The sequence below is a fragment of the Fusibacter ferrireducens genome, from assembly GCF_015352425.1.
Taxonomy (GTDB): domain Bacteria; phylum Bacillota; class Clostridia; order Peptostreptococcales; family Acidaminobacteraceae; genus Fusibacter_A; species Fusibacter_A ferrireducens.
In genome coordinates this window covers 98,686-118,291 of sequence record NZ_JADKNH010000013.1, presented here as the reverse complement: position 1 = coordinate 118,291, position 19,606 = coordinate 98,686, and the positions used below count along the sequence as shown (strand labels likewise).

The following is a 19,606-nucleotide window of genomic DNA, read 5'->3' as shown; positions in this document are numbered from 1 at the left end:
GGGATAGCATATGAAACGTCTAATATCACTCATTTTAACCATTTCAATCATGTTACTGCCGAGTTTGAGCTCAATGGTTGTATACGCAGAGGCGCCATTTGATATCCCTGTGCCCGAATTTACTGCAATTAAGACAGATCTTGCAGATGCTAAAAGTTATACAGCTTATGATAAAGGGCTTGAATTGATTGTGAACAGCACCTTTACAGATGTGAGCAAAGATCCTTATAAGGAAGACATCATCCGAATGGCCACACTTGGCATCGTCAAGCAATACGGTGATCGCAAGTATTACCCTGGCAACAATGCAACGGGATATGATGCACTTGCAACTTTGGTAAGACTTGCAGGTAATGAAGCGGCAGTTATGCAAAGGGTCTACGCACAAGCTGGCGGGACTTCTTCTACAACTGCAGTGGATCTTCTCATGAATCAAGAATACCTGACAGAAGCACAAACACTGGGCATTGTCACTCAAGACGAAATTGTGAATCTCAATAATCCCGTCAAAAAAGAACAATTGGCAGTCTGGGTGGGCAGAGCGCTGGGGGTAGCACCAGTGTTTAAACAAGAGACTGTATTTAGTTTTAATGACTGGGAAACGGTAAACCCCGTTTACAGATCTATTATAGAAAAAGTCGTCTCAGATGGCATTGTGCCTCTTAAAAATGACGGTTCATTTGGACCAAAGGACAGCGTTAAAAGAGGTGAACTGGCTCGCGTTGCAAGGGCAACGCTTGAATCGAATTATACACCTTTAAACATCGCCTCTGGCTACGGTCTTGTGATTGGGAATAAGTCAGAGAAGGTCTATGAAGATGGCAATACCATCACACGAGATACGATTACCGTTAAGAACACCGATGGTACGGTGACGAATCTCATATCTGAAACACACACCAAGGGCAATAAGCGCTATGACTTTGTAACTTTTAAAAATGGCGTGCCATCAGACCATAAGATTCTGAAATTGGGAGATGAAATCGAGTATTTACTTCAAAATGATCGTGTTATGTATGCGCAGGCATTGGATCATGATTTGGTGCTCGAAAAAATAAATGCCAATACATTGGCAGATGAATTTTCAATTTTCCACTATGGTACAGTATCTGAGATTAAAACGAAAAACCAAGCGAAAAATGGGAAAAACGTCATTACAGAGATTTATCGCGTTGTGGATGTAACCGGTGATGTCTTTGACATTCTTGTGGATGAGGATCTTTATACAGGCCTTAGGGATGACATTGTCACTTATAAGGCCCCAGGCGTAGGTGGGGTCAAGCTTCTAAATACAGGCGACGTCATTGAATACCTCGTCAATCCAGATCGCGAGGTCATCTACATCAAAGTGGCACCTCTTGAGTCCAAGACGATATCTGGTACTGTGAGAGAGGTGACGCCCATTACGGATACGGAAGCGGCAACCATGACAATTTATGGCTTTGACGATAAGGTGTATGAGTATCCCATAGCTCCTTATGCAGATTTGAGAATTAATCAGAGATATACGGATTTATCCAATTTCGTCTATGGCATGAATGTCAATATTAAAGTGGCAAATGGCTATATTATCAATGCATTGGGGGAATCTTACAGCGGCGAGCCCGGTAGTATCCCCGATTTTGGTAAAATAAGAATGGGGACGGTTGAAAGTATTTACAAGCAGAGCATCAATGTCATGCTTGAAAACGGTACCTATGAAGTGGTCAATATCACCTCTGGAACTGTGCTTACCAAAGATGGCGGCGTGGTCTCTTTGGGGGCGCTTAAAGTAGGCGATAAAATCAAGGCATATTACAATGACATCTATACGAAGGATGCCTCTAGAATAGAAATAGAGGCTCCTGAAATCTTGTTTGAAGTGATTTATAAGGGCAAGATTAAGAATGTAAATGAATCCAAAGGTGTTTTGCAACTCATCGGTGCAGATGGCAGGTCTAATCCAGAGTACATTGACAATGACAGTTGGACCGCATCGAATAAGTATGCCATCGACTTAAACATAGATGATAAAACGAGCATCTACAAAGGCAATCAAAAGGTTAAAATAGACGATCTTGAAAAGAATTACGCCAATTATACGGCTTATGCTGTGGTTGAAAAGAAATTTGGTGAACAAAGAGTTGTAAAGCTCTCTATTGCCACCGGTCGTGAAAATATTTACTCAAGTGCTGTGAAATATGCAGATTATACACTGAGTAAGTTTGAGATCAACACCAAGGAGAACTTTAATCTCACAGAGGGGACAATTGTCATTCGAGATGGCAAGGTTGTGCCTAATAATAAGCTTAAAACATGGGATACGGTTTTCGTTGTGGCTGAGAGCCCAAAGGGGGCCTATTCAGATAATGCCATGGTTGTAAAAGTGGTTACGCCATACGATAATATTTTTGATGCCATCAGAATTGGCGCCATTGAAAACGTCAATACAAATAGTGTGACACTTGCGAACTATTCTTATTATACGAATAACGGTCTTAATGATATCACTGAGGAGGAATCGGGTTATTATAAATACTTTTCAGACACTGAGATTGTGGATGTAACGGATAAGGATAAAAAGAAAATCATAAAACCTTCTGAATTCTATCATATGTCGTATTCAAGGGTTGAAAACAAGGATTCAGTTTACAGTTATTATGCTCAGGGACTTCAGTACGAACGCTACTACGCTTTTATGGTGGTTGACCAAGAAGATGAAGATGGTGGCATATTGGCGATGCACTTACGCCATAAGGGATTACTACAGGGAAAAGATATTGATGATACCTTGTATTTAGAAAAGGATATTGCCACCACTTTGGAAGATACCTTTAAGTCTGCAAGACTTTCAAGGGGAACCATTGTAAGCGATGATACGACTTGGAACCGATTTGAAATAACGGATTCTCATGACTGGATGAATTATACGGCACAGTGGGCATCTAATACAACCAATATCTACATTGAGTACTCGGATGCTATTGTGATCAAGAACAATAAAGTGATTTCAAAAGATGATGTTAAGATAGGGGATTATATTTATGTGATGAGGATAAATGCCAACGCATTGGTCATCTTTGTGGAAAGTTAATCCAAGATCTTTTAATCGCTCGATAACTGTTGTGATCGGATAAAAAATAGAAATGAAATAGGTGGTATGTATGAAAAGAGCATTTAGTCTCATTTTAATAATCGTTATGATCTTGACCTCGCAAGTTGCATTTGCCCAAATTCCCTTTGTTGAAGGTGGTGTTATAGGGGATGTGGCTTTAGATGGCACATATGAATATGAAGAAATGTTCTTTTTAACAGGTAAACCGATGACGCTAAAGGGTATTGTCAAAGTACCAGCAGTGCCCAATAAGGACACCTATACGCAGAAAGTGACCTTTAGTCTTGCAAATACAGCTGAGAACATTACACTGACGCGAAACATCACTTATGATGTGGTTAAAACTCAAAAAGATGCTGTGACTCAGACACTCTATGAAAAAACCATTACGAAGTTTGATGAGACAATTGTAACCAATGAAGGGACTTTTACACTTGGAAAATACACTTTTAATGACAGTCGAATTTATGATCATTCTCCAAGTGTGAGTTATTTCGCAGGACAGCTTGTGGGTGAACGCACTTATTACCTTAATGGGGATTATCTGACGAATTCAGGCTATATTAAGATTGTGGATGAAGGTGATCCAATCGTCGGCTATGAACATCAGTGGGGCAAGAGTGAGACCATGGTGAACAGGCAAGAGATCACACATAGTATTCCAAATCCAAACTATGATGCTACGGTAAGGGGGTCACAGGAAAACCTCGTTTGGCATGCCGCTTTAGATATCAATTTGGCATCTACTCAGAAAGTGGATTTCATCTATCAGGGGACTGACCCTCAGAGTATCAGTTTTAGAGGCAGCTATTTTAAAGTGACCACAGAGGAAAATGTGCTCAGTGTCAAGTATGATTTGCCTACGCTGACATCAGCAGGCGATGTGGATTATACTGTGACTAAGCGCAATCAAAGTGAAATGAACAAGAGCAAAGAAGTCATTCTGGAAACAAAGGCGCTGATTACGCCTAAAATTAGAGATATTGGTGATCATTGGGCAAAGGAGGATGTCTTTTTATTGACGTCGCTGGAGATTTTTGATGTGAAGCAAGAATATTTTGCACCAGATGCCTATATTTCAAGACTTGAATTTGGTAAGGCCGTTGTAAATGCACTTGCAGGTGTATTGCCAGAAGCCACGCGAACAGATTTAATCAAGCGCAAAAGACCCGGTGTGACAACGCCGTATTTAGATGTTTTACCTGATGATCCGGATTATCAGTATTTTGAGTACATCCATGAACATCAACTCATGTCTGGTGAAAACCGTTATTTTAAGCCAGACGAGCCCATCACAAGGGCTGAGATGGTAGCGGTACTCATCAAGGCACTTGGTCTTGAATATTTGGCACCAAACCCGCCTTATAAGACTGTTTTTACAGATGACTCTAAGATTGCAGAATGGGCTAAGGATTATGTCTATATGGCAAATGAAATCGGCTTGGTTACAGGTTATGACGATGGTTCTTTTAAACCGCTTAATCGGGTCACTAAGGCAGAAGCAGCCAGTATGATTCATGCGCTTATTAAACATCTTAAAGACGAGATTACGTATGATTATCGCGAAAAGATTATAAATAGATAGGTGGATTAGAGCCGGTTGAACATTCCGTCTCCAATCTTGACGAAAACTAATGACATGCAATCATTGTTTATCAAAACCAATGATTTGAAAAAGGCTTAGTCGATTATGGGATTGGGTCTTTTTTTGTGGGGTGTGATGAAAATGGGGTATAATATGGGCAATGATTGCAAAGTAATGAAATCGGTGCCTAGCACGTCAATAAAGGAGATCGTGTGATATGAAAAAAGCGAAAAGAAATTTACCTCCTGGGACGATGGTTTATACTGGGGAATACGCAAACGAACCTTTAAAGCTTGAACTCTTTTCTTTTTCAGAGGGACACCATGAATATAAAGTACTTAAAAACTTGGATGAGGTACATGCTGCAAAAGGGACTAAATGGCTTAACGTGATCGGTTTATCCCATATTGATGCTTTGAGCCAGATTGCCCAGCAGTATCAGATTAATGACATGATCATGGAAGATATCGTCAATGTCTCTCATAGAAGTAAGGTTGAGTTCGAAGAAAAATATCTTTTCAGCATTTTTAAAATGATTTATTTGGGAAAAGAAGATACCCTCTTTAGGGAGCATTTATCGATCATTCAGATGCCGGGTATTGTGATTACTTTTCAAGAACGTCAAGAGGATGTTTTTGACGGTATCAGGCAACGCATTAGAATGGGACAAGGCAAGATCAGAGGCAATGGCTCAGATTATTTATTTTATGCACTATTAGATGCTATTGTGGATCATCAGTTGGATGTGATGAATTTTATACAAGATCAAGTGGATGAACTTGAAAGACAAATTATTGATGAAGATGATACTCTCATTGAATCCCTTTATCATATGAGAAAAGATCTCCTAATTCTCAAAACAGCTGTGATGCCTTTGGATGACATCATCACAAGATTGCTCTCTGATAAAAACAATCACTTCTCTGAGTATACAAAGCTGTATTTAAGAGACGTGGCAGATCATACAACGCATCTTAAAGAAAATATAGTGATGTATCGCGAAGTCATCGCCACTCTTTATGAAACGCATCAGACCAATGTCAGCAATAATATGAACAAGGTGATGACGACACTGACAATTTTTTCTGCGACATTTATTCCGCTCTCTTTTCTAGCAGGTGTATTTGGAATGAACTTCAAACATATGCCTGGGCTTGGAAATCCGAATGCATTTTTGTATTTTTCCATCTTTTGTGTGCTGAGCACTTTGGGCATGTTGTGGTATTTTAAAAGGGATTGATCTATACGCTTTCAGATCAAGAGTCCTCGACATTGTTTGCTCAAAAAGATGTTGATTGTTTAAATTGAAATAAAAAAATAGAATAGGATAGCTTAAAAGAGCACATTTAATGGATTTAATGCATTAAATGCGCTTTTTTTTTCTCCATTTAATGGTCATAATGGGCAGTAGGCTAGCTCAAAATAAAGATTAAAAAAAGATTTAAAAAATTATAGTCATACTATCAAAGAAGTCAATTCACTAAAAAGAACATATCAGCAGGGTCACTTAAATAGAAAATAGTTGATACGGGGGTACAAAATGATTTTATTCAAAAATATTTTAAAGAGGAAAAGCTTTGCTCTAAGCTTAATTGTACTGATGTTGATTAATCAGTCATTTGTCTTTGCCAGCGCAAAGGGGAGTAACGTAGATTACACAGATCACTGGGCGCAGGCTTATATTTCAAAGTTTTTAGGACAAGGTGTTATCAATGGTTATCCAGACGGGTCTTTTAAACCGGACAATCCGATTACGAAGGCAGAGTATATTACTTTTTTAAATCACGTCTTTGGCTATACTGAAACTGCAAACTCGGATTACAGTTCCGAGCAGTGGTATGAACAGGAGATTAAAGCGGCGCTCAATCAAGGGTATTTGGTAAAGGACTTTACAGGTGCGATAAATGCTGATGCAGAGATTACGCGTCAAGAAGCAGCTGTTTTGTTATCTAATATTTTAATGAAAGATCGTGAGCTGCCAGTACTTACGAATAAATTTAAAGATATTGCTTCACTTAGTGCCACTGTAAAAACAGGCATCAATTTTCTTGTAAATGAAAATATTGTCTCTGGATTTGAAGATGGCACCTTTAGACCTAATCAAAAGATCACAAGAGCTGAGGTGGCGACACTTTTAACGAAAACAGCAGGTGAACTTGTGAGTCAAAAGGACGCTCAAGTGGGCGATGAAGTTCATAGTCAAGTGATCAAGGGAAATTTAACTTTGACTGCAACGGGCATTAAAGTTAAAAATACCACGGTTGAAGGGGACTTATTCATCACTGAAGGGGTTGGTCTTGGTCATATTGAGCTGGATAATGTCATCGTAAAAGGCGAAACAATTATTCGCGGTGGTGGTGAAAACAGTATTATTCTCATCAACACGAAACTTGGAAAAGTGCTTGTCAATGTACCTTTTGGATCAAAAGTGAGATTGGTGAGCGAAGGCAGTACTGAGGTCGAATCAACGACGATTAAGTCTGTTGCCAAAATAGAATCATCAAACAGTGGCTTTAAGACGGTTAATGTTGAAATTCCAAAAGATGCAACCATTGAACTGATTGGGAATTTTGAAATGGTGGACATGTTAACTTCTTTTTCGAAATTGGATTTCATCTCAGGAAAGATTAATAATCTCAACATTTCAAGTGAAGCCGAAGGCGTCAATGTTGCACTCAATAAAGAAGCGAATGTCAGTCATGCTTATGTGAATAAAATAGCGACTTTTACAGGAGAGGGCTCCATAGAGACTGCAACGGTTTCCGTTAAAGATATGAACTTTGCCGTCAAACCAAGTAAGATTGAAAAGATCAATGCGGCAGCAGATGACACCAATACAGATGCCGTTGTTACCGCTGGAGGTGGTGCTTCGGCAGGCCCGACTTCTGGAGGGGGATCTTCTGGTGGTTCAAATGATGATAAAGAAACTGGCAATAATACGGGTGGCGACTCGGGTCATGGTGGCGATAACGGCGGCACAGATCAACCAGCTTTGCTGACACCGCCAGTGCTTAATGCGGATAGTACCACGCCTACGGTAGCTCAAGATATGGAAATTACATTCGCGGATAATGTCACTTGGAGAAGTAAAATTACGGGTTTAATGGTAAAACGCAGCACATCTCAAGAAGGCGCATTACAAGCTTCTGATTATACGCTATCTGAGGGGAAAATTACCATTAAATTCAATGAAACCAATAGACAACTTTTCAATACTACAGGCAGTGCCGTTATAATAACGGTTAAAGCAACAGGATATAAGGATGCTGTTTTAACGCAAAGAATTGAAAGCACAGGTTTTAATCATTTAGAAGTAACGGTTCAACCGCCGCTCAGTATCGTTTCAGGTGAACAATTACCAGAGCTTGCACCAGGACACGTAGAAGGGACTTCAAACGGACAGATCGAAGTGGTTCTCAGAGATGAATTCAATAATACAGTTTCAGAGGACAACGTCAGCGTTATTGGCGTGGTTATGAAGAAGGGTTCATCGGCACAGTGGGAGATTGATGGCTATTATCCACAAGAGCGCAGTTTAAATTCAGGTGCCACTAGATTTTTTGAATTAATCGCCAAGCTTAAATCAGGTCAAACCGAAGCGGTTACAGATGCACAATTTAGATTTTATATTAAAACTTCTGGATTTGATGTAAAAAGTTATGATGGGACGAATTGGCCAGAAAATGTGCCTTATGTGGACTCACGCGTCTTTGAAATCAGACCTTATGCTGGGCCAGCAATAGAGGGCTATTACAAAGAAGAAAAAGGCGCAAAAGAAGTTGGCCTCGGAAGCGGCGATACTTTGACCATCGTATTTAAAGCGGATACGAACATGGCAGGTGCAAAGCAAGGTGCAACACTTGATCAAAATGCGTTGAATGCGCTTATTGATTTTAATGGTCAGTCGTTTGGAGCTGCATATCATGGTCTTTGGATCAATGCGAAGACACTTCAATTGGTTTGTGACACGGCACCTGTAAGCACAACGGTAAGAAATTGGTATAGTGCCCCAGAAGTGGACGGTGACCTCATCTTTGAAGAGCATAGTGTTAAAGACTATAAATTCAAGAGTACAAGTGGTCTAAAAAATGCAGATGGTTTAAGCGATGTTTGTACGCTTTCTTTGAGAAGTGCAGAGCGTGATTTTGGATCATTTGGAACCCCTAAAGCACCAGGTATTAAATTGACTAAAGAAGATACGACACTTTATGGGCCGCACAATATCGGTATTGAAGTATTCAATATTGATCCAAATGCTCAAAGCATAGAAATTAATGTTGGCAGAAATGGTGACGATGAAAATCGATTTAGTACAGCCTATTCAACTGAATTTAAATACAGTGTACAGTGGATTAAGAGTACTTCAACAAGTGCCGTTTTGGTCATTTTAGATCCAACAGAATTTGGATCTGGCGATGAGGTTTGGAATCATCCTCTTAGCAGTATTTCAGTTAGACAAACGGTTAATGGCACTGATAATAATGACTATGTAGCAAGACTTGAAAATGGCATAAGATATGTAAATGGTGAGTTTGAGCCTAATTATTTTGGGACCGGTTATTTGTATGCTCCAGATTATTTCATCACAAGGTATGCTGGAGACGAACGTTACACCCTCAAGCCATATGAGGCTAACCGTGACTACGAAGGCCAAGCCGCTTACCAAACATACTCACTCTATCCTTATTGGAATGTAACAGTCAATGGTCGTATAGAGGATGGTTTCTATGCAAATGGCGATCACGGTACACCTGTGGGGATTATCTTTGGCAACGGTGGCGTGGACTCCGGTGTCGATTATAAGCAACAAGCTATTGGCATGACTTGGTGGGATCTCAAAGAAGAACTCAGAGCATCCATGAAAGGCGTCAGTGGATATGTAGATATCCGTTTTTATTACAACATGAATGATGCCGTGAACGATTCAAATGAAATTCAGGATGCAAGTATTCTTCTCGATCAAGGGATGATTATAAAAATGGATAACAGTTATTACTGGGTTCATTAATCCGGAAATCCATTAGATTTGTAAAAGAGAAGGCATCTCATGGGGTGTCACTTAAAAAGATATAGCAGTATGACTTTTTAAGTGGCCCCCTTGGGATGGCTTCTTTTTAGATTTTAGAGAATTTTAAGTTTATCATATGCATACGGGTATATTTCCAGTACCGAATGCAGACAGATATGAATCCAATTTGAAATTGTGAATTATTTATCGAAAAATCTGTAGTTTAGTGGTATTTTGCTTGCAGAGCGTGTGGTTCCCCAGTATAATAAATTTACAACTATCAAAACTGGGGGGAAAGCGATGCGTTTGAATTTTAATACCTTGTTAAAATTGCTAATTGAGTTGAGATATGAATCGAACAAAAAAAATGTATGTGTCGTGAGCAAATATGAAGAACAGCGTGAGAGATTTCAAAAAGAGATCAAAATAGGCGTGACCCCTGTACTAGATTTAATAATAGAAACATTCGACCTCCGAAGAGGAGATCTGATCACATTTGGCAATAATTTTTATCTTGAAAGTATTAGCAGTTCCAATCTGAGTCAATGGCAAAAAAATATAATGCCTACGCCAGTGAAAGCAGCATTTGTAAGCCATGCAGTGGCTGACGCACTTAAAGACATCGCGGTACAAGAAATGCTGGAAATGACCAATAAACTTAAGCGCACTTTAAACTTAAAGAAAATGCAGTTAGATGAGCCCAAATCAGAGGCCGAATGCTATCTGTTTTTCTTTAAACTACTGGCGTTGGCTTACAAGAATGAACTGATTTATCTAACGGCTGAAGAGATTGAAAAAAAGCATTTGGAAGCAGAGGCACACACCAAATTAACCGACGGAGTAGATTCAGATGAGCCTGTAAAGTCACTTGTCGGCTTAAGCGCATTTTTAAATCTTAGGCACCTTAAATGGATGGTTGCCTTTTTTGTGATTTTGGTGATTGCCAGTATAGGTGTAAATATGACTCTAAATCCATACGTTGATTTTAATGATCCTACTTTGGAAGCTGTTTTAAAACGTGAAGTGGAGGGTGCTATTGGCAAAAAAATTGAGGGCAAAATCACCAAAGAAGAAGCACTTTCAATTTCCAAAATAACCTATGATCTAAAGAATCCGTCCACAACGCAATGGTATAATCATGTCTCCATACATGACCTGTACGGTATACAGTACTTTAAAAATCTAGAATTGATCAATTTTAGAGGGAATCAAATCTCAGAATTGGGTGCCTTAAAGCATTTAAAAAAACTGAATCAACTCTATCTGGGTTCAAATGGATTTGACAGTATAGAAGCGTTGTCGGGATTAACGGAACTCAAGCGGTTGGCGATTGACGGGAATCTGTTAACGGGCTCTTTAGAACCATTGAAAACGCTTAAGAATCTAGAACTTTTGAATATCAGTTATACAAATGTTAAGGATATTACGCCAATCCTTGAGTTGAAGGCTCTAAAATACCTTTACTTTCAAGGGCCTACAAATGCAGATGTGTCTATCATTCGGAAAATGTCACAACTTGAGGACGTGTATCTAGATCATACCAATTTAAAAGGTGGCTATGACTTTTTAGGTCAAATGACAAATCTGAGACATTTAAACCTCAGTCAAAACAATCTTAGCGAAATCAAATTTGTAGCTTCATTGCCACTTCTTGAAGGGTTGGATGTAAAGGAAAATCAAATCACAGACATCTCTCCAATTTTGGAAGCGGAAGCTCGTAAAGAAGTAGATGCCAGCCGCATGAAATTTTTAAAGCTGGACCACAACCAAATTCAAGATATTAAAGGATTAAGCGCCCTAAAGGAATTGAAGCGGTTAACGCTTGCAAGCAACTGGATAACTTCCTATAATGAAGCTTACATTATAAGTGCTAGAAATCCGCTTTTAGAAAAAGATTTTGAAATAGATTTGGAGGATTATGGTAGCATTATCCAAAACCCACATGATGAAATCTGGTATAAGTTTATACCTTCTCAAACGGATTTGTATGTGTGTTTTAGCATCAGTGAAGGTCTTATTCAAGGTGCAGTATTTGATGAAGATAGGGAAAAAATTTTGTCGGGGTGGTACAACGAGGGTGAAGTCATTCGTTTCTATACAGAAGGTGTTTTAGAAGCCGGCAAAACTTATTTTATAAAAATACGTGCTAGAGGGGAACAACTTACGCCTTATAAGTTTCACATAGTAGGAGAGCACACAACGGTTTCAAAAGATCAAATTTCAATAGTAGGCGTAGAAAATCATTTTGTGCCAAAATAATCGTGGAGATTTAGCTTCATTGTTGCTATAATATAAGTTGACATATATCTATGATGAACAAGATGGGAAGGTGACATGGTGAAACAGAAGAAAAAGAAAATGAAGAAAAACAATATAGCACCTAAAAAGAAGACGCAATCGATGATTAACATAAGAAGCATTTTGGCACTTTTATTGATATTGTTACTGATCGGTACGGCTATTTCTCCTGTTTTTTCGGAAACAGTGACGCCTAATCGAGATTTCTCCTATGAAAGCAAGCTTCAAGCAAGGGGACTTCTTGCAGATAATGATGCAGTCGATGAGGGTGAAAAGGCACCGGAAACCACACCAGAAAACACAACGGATAATGCGGCGCAAAATACGGATGACGTGTCAGAGTCAACAGATGTAAGAGCAGCAACTTATAAAGACTATGCAGAATTTATGCTCGATTATGTAAATGAAAATTATTATAAAGATGTTGATCAGCAGAAGCTGATCGATGGGATTTACAAAGGCATCTTTGAAACGCTGGATAAGCACAGTGTTTATTTTACACCTGAAGAGTATTCAGAGTTTAACACAGACATCAATGGCGAATTTAGTGGCATCGGCGCTGTGATTACAAATGGAGAAAATTATGTGGAGGTTGTATCACCCATCAAGGAAACGCCTGCTTATGAAGCAGGGCTTCTACCAGGGGATAGAATTGCCACAGTGAACGATGCAGATGCAAAGGGTTGGACGACAGAAAAAGCGATTTCGGTAATTAGAGGACCTGCAGGTACACCTGTTAAAATCGGCATCTTGCGCAACAATTCAGATGAAATTTTATATTTTGATATTGTGAGAGCGGTTATTACAGTAAAATCCGTCAACTATGAAATGAAAAAGGACAATATCGGGTATATTGAAATTACACAATTTGGAGATAAGACAAACGCTGAGTTTGATGAAGCCATTCAATATATGATTGATAATAATGTAAAGAAATTGGTGCTTGATGTTCGAAACAATCCAGGCGGCTATTTGGATTCTGCAATACACATTAGCGATTATTTTGTAGAAAAGGGCAAGGAAATCGTCAAAGTGGTTTACAAGGACACTACCAATCAGTTGTATCGTGCAGAAAAGCTCAAATTGGATATGGACGTGGTCGTTCTCGTCAATGAAGGTTCTGCAAGTGCGTCCGAGATTTTGTCAGGGACCATACAACAAAATGGAACAGGTATCATCGTTGGTGATGACACCTACGGCAAGGGAACGGTTCAAAATATTGTTCCTTTGACAAATGGGGGGAGTATCAAACTGACCATTGCAGAGTATCTTGTACCGAATGACTACCATGTGGATCAAAATGGCATTCATCCAGATGTTGTGGTTCACGGTGTTACGCCGGATCAACGCAAGCTCTATAGTAATTTTGTCCCAATGAATGAGAAGGCACCAAAGTATAGAGGCGAAATCAGCTTGAATGTTTATGGTGCACAGCAAAGACTTAAATTTTTGGATTATGAGATCGATGTGGACGGTAAATTTGGTCCTAAGACAGAACAAGTAATTAAAGCATTTCAGGCTAGTGTGGGCCTCAGATCCACCGGCGTTCTGAATCTAGAAACCGTGAGCTCGTTGAATCAACAAGCTGAATCCATGCTCAGAGGCGAATTCGATCCTCAGTTAAATAAAGCAATCGAGCTATTAAAAGCAAAATAAGCATCTAAGCTTCTGAGCTTTTATGGTTCCACCATCTAAAAGGGTCTATAGGTGAACAGGGCAATCCGCAGGCAAAAAGCCGAGGACTCTTGCCCTGTTCACCTATAGACCCTTTTGTTACAGAAATATTACAGGCCATGTCATCAAGATGTAACCCACAAAGCAATCCTCATGGTATATAATACTTATATGGTGTAATGAAGCTATTTTACAGTTCTATTACATTATGAAACATCGATTGACCGCTGTTTTCATTTAGTGGTATAATCAGTTGTAGGATTTTGCAATAAACCTCAAGGGATTTGCTGAATCTGAGGACAAAGGTCCTCAGAAGGGGGTTATTGATCAAAACTCTCTTCTGAAAAGAAGAAAACACAATTATTTTAAGGGAGGAATTCACAGATGAAAAAAGTATTATCTTTAGTACTCGTTTTAGCGATGGTACTAGGTATGATGCCAGTATTCGCTGCAGGTGAAACCGGAGCTGAACAGCTTTACAAATATGGTTTTATCGCAGGAAATAATGGCGACTTAATGGTTGACAAAGAGTTAACCAGAGCTGAAATGGCTGTACTTGTTGCAGAAATGAACGGCTTAAAAGAAGAAGCAGCTAACTATGCTGCACCAGCGGACTTCAATGATGTTGAAGCTGGAAAATGGTATACTCCATATGTTGCTTATGGCCAAGCTAATGGTTGGTGGTCTGGATACCCAGATGGTTCTTTCAAACCAGAAATCGGCATGAGCGGACAAGAGTTTGCTGCAGTATTGATGAACGCATTAAAATATGATTTCACATGGAATACTGTAGTAGCTGACGCAGCTGCTATTGGCGTAGACGTACAAACTGCTAGCTTTAACAGAGGCGCTGCTTTCGAAGCTATGTGGGCTGCTGTAAACAAACCAGTTAAAGGCGAAGAAGTTGCTTTAGGCGTTAAATTAGGTAGATTAGAATCTGCTATGACACCTGCTGGTGCTTTAGCGGTTGAATCTATTAAAGCTGCTTCTTCAAAATCAATAACAGTTAAATTTAACAAAGCGGTTACTGAAGCAGATAAAATCACTTTTGCAGTTAAAAGATCTTCTACTCCAGTGACAGTAGTTACTGCATGGAATGAAGAAAAAACTGTTGCAACACTCTCTTCTGCATCTAACTTTGCTGAAGCTGCTTATGTTGCTACTGTTGCTGCTGATGGTAAGGACGTTGCAACTGAAACAATTACTTTTACACAACAAAAAGTTGCTAAAATTGAATTCACTAGTCCTTCAGTTGCTGTAACAGTTTCTGGGACTCCTACTGGTTATGTTACTTACAAAGTATACGACCAATATGAGAATGATATTACAAGCACTTCAATGGCAAATACATTATCACCACAAGTTGGCGTTAATACTGCTGGTGGGTCTTTAACGATCAAAAATGGTTTAATGACAATTGTTCCAGCTCCTGGTACAAACTTAATGACTTTCCAAGCGATTTCAATTGTTTTATACGATGCAAGCGCTGGAGTTACTGCAACAAAATCTCTACCAGTTTCAACTGTAACAGGTACACTTACTGAATTTGCACTTGGCTCAGCTGAAAATCTTCAAATCGTTGAAAACGATACGACTTCAGTTTACTACCTTCCTTACACAGCTAAGGACATGGCAGGAAATGAAACTAAGAGCTATGAGTTGGTAAAAGAAGGCCTTATTGATGGCGATGGATCATTAGATGGTACTCAATTGGTTTCATCTCTTTCAAATGTAGTTGCTGCAATTGTAAAAGATCCCGCAAACTCTAAGAATGCTGCAATTGAAGTAAGATATGTTGGCTCTACATCAAACAGCATGGATATGCCTTTAACACTTACAGCTATGACTTATACTGGATCGAATAGTTCGATTCAATCTAAAGTTGTAAAAGCTAAAGCGATTGATAAGATTATCTTATTAGCGCCAGCTGAAGTTGTTTCTGTTAGTGAAGGAAATGTAGTAATTCCTTTTGAAGCATATGATGTACAAGGCAATTTAGTTAAAGAATACACATATGTTAGTAAAGTAACGCTTCAAGGCGGAGACAGTACTACTAATATTAGATGGATTGAACAATCAAATGGAGATGCTAGTTTGGTATTTACTGCACCAAGTAATACTGGTGTGATTACTTTCACAGCGACTTCACCTTCATCAAAAATGAGCAATATGCTTTCTATCAATGTTCAAAAACAAGCATACCCTGCTTCTATAGGATTTAAATCAAGTGGTATTATTCCTGCAATGGAAAATACTGCAATTCAAAAAATTGACTTTGCCGGTGGAAAAGATGAAGACTTAGTAATCTATGACCAATATGACAGAGCAATGTCTAAATCTAAAATCAATGCTGCATTAGCGGGTACATTTACATTAACTGCAAGCACAAGCAATACTAATGTTGCTTTCCTTGGAACAGATGTAAATGGAAATAATGCATTTGATGCTGCTACTGATCTTGGTGGTACTCCAGTTGTTAGTGGCGGAAAAACTGTTGGCTTTACTAAAGCATTAACAACTGCTGCGGATTTCAAAATAGCTGCAAGTGCTTCAAGTGGTGGTGCTGCAAGTGTTGAATTTACACTTAAAGATGGCACTAAAGTTATGGATAGCACTTCTGTGTCTATATCAGTAATTGAAACTGAAGATGTTAAAAGCTATACTGTAAACACTTCTGATAAAGCAATCTACGCTGTTGGAGCAAATGCTACTATAGTTCCGCCTGCAAAGGTTAGCGCACAAGACTCAGAATACTCGTTTGATGCTGAAGTATATGGTGCAACTCAATCAGGTACGAAAGTTCTTTTAGCAGGAAAACCTATAGTTGATGCTGGTCTATCAAATACTACAGAGTTCACATTAAATTCTGCAACAGTAAATACGACATTTGATGGCATCAGTGTAACAGCATTAGATCCAACTGGTGATAAAACTGAAGCTACAACTACTTTAACTATAACGGTTAAACACAACAATGTGGTTAAATCATTACCAGTTGCAATCAAATCTTCAGATGTTAAACCAGTTCCTACATCAGTTGTAGTTGATGGTGCAGATGATGATGGAATCTTTGATGAAGCAGGAGTTCAAACAATTGTTGCAGGAACTTCTAGAACTTTAATTCTTACAAAATACGATTCTAATCGTGCTACAAGTAACAATAAGGTTGGTGGTGTAGAGACTGACATATTAGACTTCTACATCAAAGATTCTTATGGCACAAAAGGTATGAGCTTCTCTTCATTCCAAATTGCTAAAATTACTAATTCGGCTGGTGTTGCTTATACAGGTGCTGATCTTAGCAGTAGATTAGCTGAATTAACTATCACTCCTAATACTACTAATTTAGTATATACTGCTGGTGGTAACATTAAAACAAATGATAAAATCTATATCACTGGGGTAGCTAACAACGGTATGTCTGCAACTGTGGCTATTATCGTTAAATAGTTCTTTATAACACAAATTGAGACAAGAGCTTCGGCTCTTGTCTTTTTTTAGTTCATATAAAAGTCCAGTTACCATAATAAGTGACTGAAGAAATAATATATGATGGGCAGTATTTTTATGATAGAATGTAAAAGAATCCGTATCCATACAGATCTGAAGAAATTAAGATATAAATAATAAAAAAATAGAAATTTCCATGTTACATACGCTTTATTTAAACATCTAATTCAAATTAGCATAGGAGGTAAAATTATGAAACGAATTTTGATGCAGATTATGCTGAGCTTGCTTATTATATTTCAAACCATTGGTATTGCTTATACAGAGGTTAAGGATAAATCTGGAGCGGACTTACTGCTCAGATATGGTTTTATAACTGGAATTAATGGAGATGCCATGGTCAACAAAATAATTACAAGAGCACAAGTGGCGGTGATTATGGCTGAATTACATGGAGATAAGGAAACGGCTGCAAATTTCCCTTTACCTTCAGGTTTTAGTGATGTACCAGAGGGGATATGGTATACACCCTATATTGCCTACGGCAAAGTATATGGTTATCTAGGTGGCTATCCAGATGGGACTTTTAAGCCAAATGAGCCCGTAAATGCACAAGAGTTTGCAGCGTTTATGATGAATGCGATGGGTTATAGTGGTGAATATCACTATGACCAAGTGATTCAGTTTGCTCAAAATAAAAATGTCATAGTCAGAGCAAAGGGAACTATTTTTTTAAGAGGAGATGCTTTTGAAGCTCTTTGGGATGTGGTCAATCAGCCGGCAAAAGGTTCAAATATAACTATAGGGATGGCACTTGGCAAGTTAGATCGTGCCTATACAGATTCTGAAATCAATTTAGGAGATGAAGAAAATCCTGTAGAGGCACATACCCTAGAAAAATACGATGAAACAGTATTTAAAGTAGTGCCAAGTGGTAAATACACTGTAGAGATTCAGTTTAATGAAATTGTTACTGATTATGAACGGATCTCTTTTATTTTAAAGGAATATATGCTTGAGGTGCCTGTGGATCTGATAACAAGGACAACTTGGAATGACTCTAAGACTGTTGCAACACTGACGACTTATTGGCCACTTGAAGTCGCTAATTATGAAGTTGTGATCAATGATGCAAGAGGAGACCAGCCTATTGTAGTGGGGACTTATAAGTTAAGGGTAGAAAAAGAGAAAATTGGGAAAATTGAACTTGATAGTAAAGTGATCACAATGATTGATGATTATACAGGGACAATTAACTATAAAGCGTATAATCAATATGGTGATGATGTGACAGCAATGCCACTGGGCAAAACATTGTATATTACGGTCTCTACAAGTAAATCAACGCCAGAAGTGGACTACAGTAAAGGGCTCATAGTGATCCAGCACGGTTCTGCTGATAGCGAGGGCGTGTCCTTAAAGGATTTGCCAAAAGTTACTATACTGATTGGAGAGCCAATGAGTGGCTTTGTTTTTAGTACAGAATTGGTGACGCCAGCATTTGATTGATTTACACAGCAATTCTGATTTTATTTATAGACTAGAAGAAACAGATGATGATTTCGAATAGATTGGCTGCAAACTGCATAACGTTATATAACATATTATCATTGACGAATCCGTATCTTTTACGGTATGGTATAAGTACAGTAGCAATACTTCATGTGTATGAAGTCAACGAGAGAGGTGCGTGTGGTGGAAAAGAATAAGTATAAGATTGCAACGATTGGGGATAATTGTATTGATTATTATGTACAAACGCAAGAAGCTTTCCCAGGGGGTAATCCTGTAAATGTAGCTGTATATGCGAAAAGATTGGGGCATGATGCGGCGTATATCGGCGTAGTGGGAGACGATGAAAACGGTCAAATTATAAGGAAGGCCCTAAAGCAAAAAAATGTGGATATTTCTCATCTCCATGTGTCCAGTGGCAGTACAGCCATTACAGAAGTCACTATGGAAAATGGCAATCGTGTTTTGGGAGATTATCATGAAGGCGTACTGGAGCAGTTTAAGCTGACTGCGGCTGATAAAGAGTTTGCAGGGACTCACGACTTGATCGTATCAGGGATCTGGGGTAAAATTGAACATGAACTTGAAGCGTTAAGCACTTATGGCAAACCAATTGCATTTGATTTTGCAGATAAAATGAATCATCCAGTGGTGCAGATGGCGCTGCCGTATGTTGACTATGCGTTCTTCGCATCGGAGACAAGAAATGAACAAGAACTAAAAAAAACCATGAAGCAATTGTATGCACAAGGGCCAAAAGTGATCATCGTGACACTCGGAGAAAGAGGCAGTATCGCATATGATGGCACTGCATTTATTACTTATGGCATTGAGCCCTGTGAGGTGGTAGATACCATGGGTGCTGGCGATAGCTATATTGCAGGTTTTTTGATCGCAATGCTCTCTGGGCTCTCTTTAGAGCATTGTATGGCAGCAGGGGCACAGAATAGCAGTGTTACCATTGCATACAATGGTGCTTGGTAGG

At 38.9% G+C, this 19,606-nt stretch carries 9 protein-coding genes; all 9 read left to right on the top strand.

The annotated features are described in order from the left end of the window. Window positions 1-10 precede the first annotated feature (10 nt). The 9 genes from ISU02_RS18970 to frlD all read left to right on the top strand — a co-directional run bounded on the left by ISU02_RS18970 (window position 11) and on the right by frlD (window position 19,605). On the top strand, window positions 11-3,073 hold the full coding sequence (locus ISU02_RS18970; RefSeq protein ID WP_194703427.1) for an S-layer homology domain-containing protein: 3,063 nt from the start codon (window positions 11-13) through the stop codon (window positions 3,071-3,073). A 70-nt stretch (window positions 3,074-3,143) separates the two neighbouring features. Then, window positions 3,144-4,679: an S-layer homology domain-containing protein gene (locus ISU02_RS18965; RefSeq protein WP_194703426.1), complete on the top strand. Its 1,536-nt coding sequence runs from the start codon at window positions 3,144-3,146 to the stop codon at window positions 4,677-4,679. 217 nt (window positions 4,680-4,896) lie between these two features. Further along, window positions 4,897-5,919 (top strand): magnesium/cobalt transporter CorA, encoded by a 1,023-nt coding sequence (gene corA, locus ISU02_RS18960; RefSeq protein ID WP_194703425.1) that lies wholly within the window; start codon window positions 4,897-4,899, stop codon window positions 5,917-5,919. 300 nt (window positions 5,920-6,219) lie between these two features. Next, window positions 6,220-9,687: an S-layer homology domain-containing protein gene (locus ISU02_RS18955; protein ID WP_194703424.1), complete on the top strand. Its 3,468-nt coding sequence runs from the start codon at window positions 6,220-6,222 to the stop codon at window positions 9,685-9,687. 300 nt (window positions 9,688-9,987) lie between these two features. Further along, window positions 9,988-11,946, top strand: a complete 1,959-nt coding sequence (locus ISU02_RS18950; RefSeq protein ID WP_194703423.1) for a leucine-rich repeat domain-containing protein — start codon at window positions 9,988-9,990, stop codon at window positions 11,944-11,946. A 75-nt stretch (window positions 11,947-12,021) separates the two neighbouring features. Continuing rightward, the gene (locus tag ISU02_RS18945) at window positions 12,022-13,641 is read left to right on the top strand and encodes a S41 family peptidase (RefSeq protein ID WP_207736415.1); all 1,620 of its coding nucleotides are present in this window, start codon (window positions 12,022-12,024) and stop codon (window positions 13,639-13,641) included. A gap of 402 nt (window positions 13,642-14,043) precedes the next feature. Then, the gene (locus tag ISU02_RS18940) at window positions 14,044-17,109 is read left to right on the top strand and encodes an S-layer homology domain-containing protein (protein WP_194703421.1); all 3,066 of its coding nucleotides are present in this window, start codon (window positions 14,044-14,046) and stop codon (window positions 17,107-17,109) included. Between the two features lie 252 nt (window positions 17,110-17,361). Next, complete coding sequence (locus tag ISU02_RS18935; RefSeq protein WP_194703420.1) at window positions 17,362-18,618, top strand: S-layer homology domain-containing protein; 1,257 nt, start codon at window positions 17,362-17,364, stop codon at window positions 18,616-18,618. Window positions 18,619-18,804: 186 nt separating this feature from the next. Then, complete coding sequence (gene frlD, locus ISU02_RS18930) at window positions 18,805-19,605, top strand: fructoselysine 6-kinase (RefSeq protein WP_323985060.1); 801 nt, start codon at window positions 18,805-18,807, stop codon at window positions 19,603-19,605. Window position 19,606 lies beyond the last annotated feature (1 nt).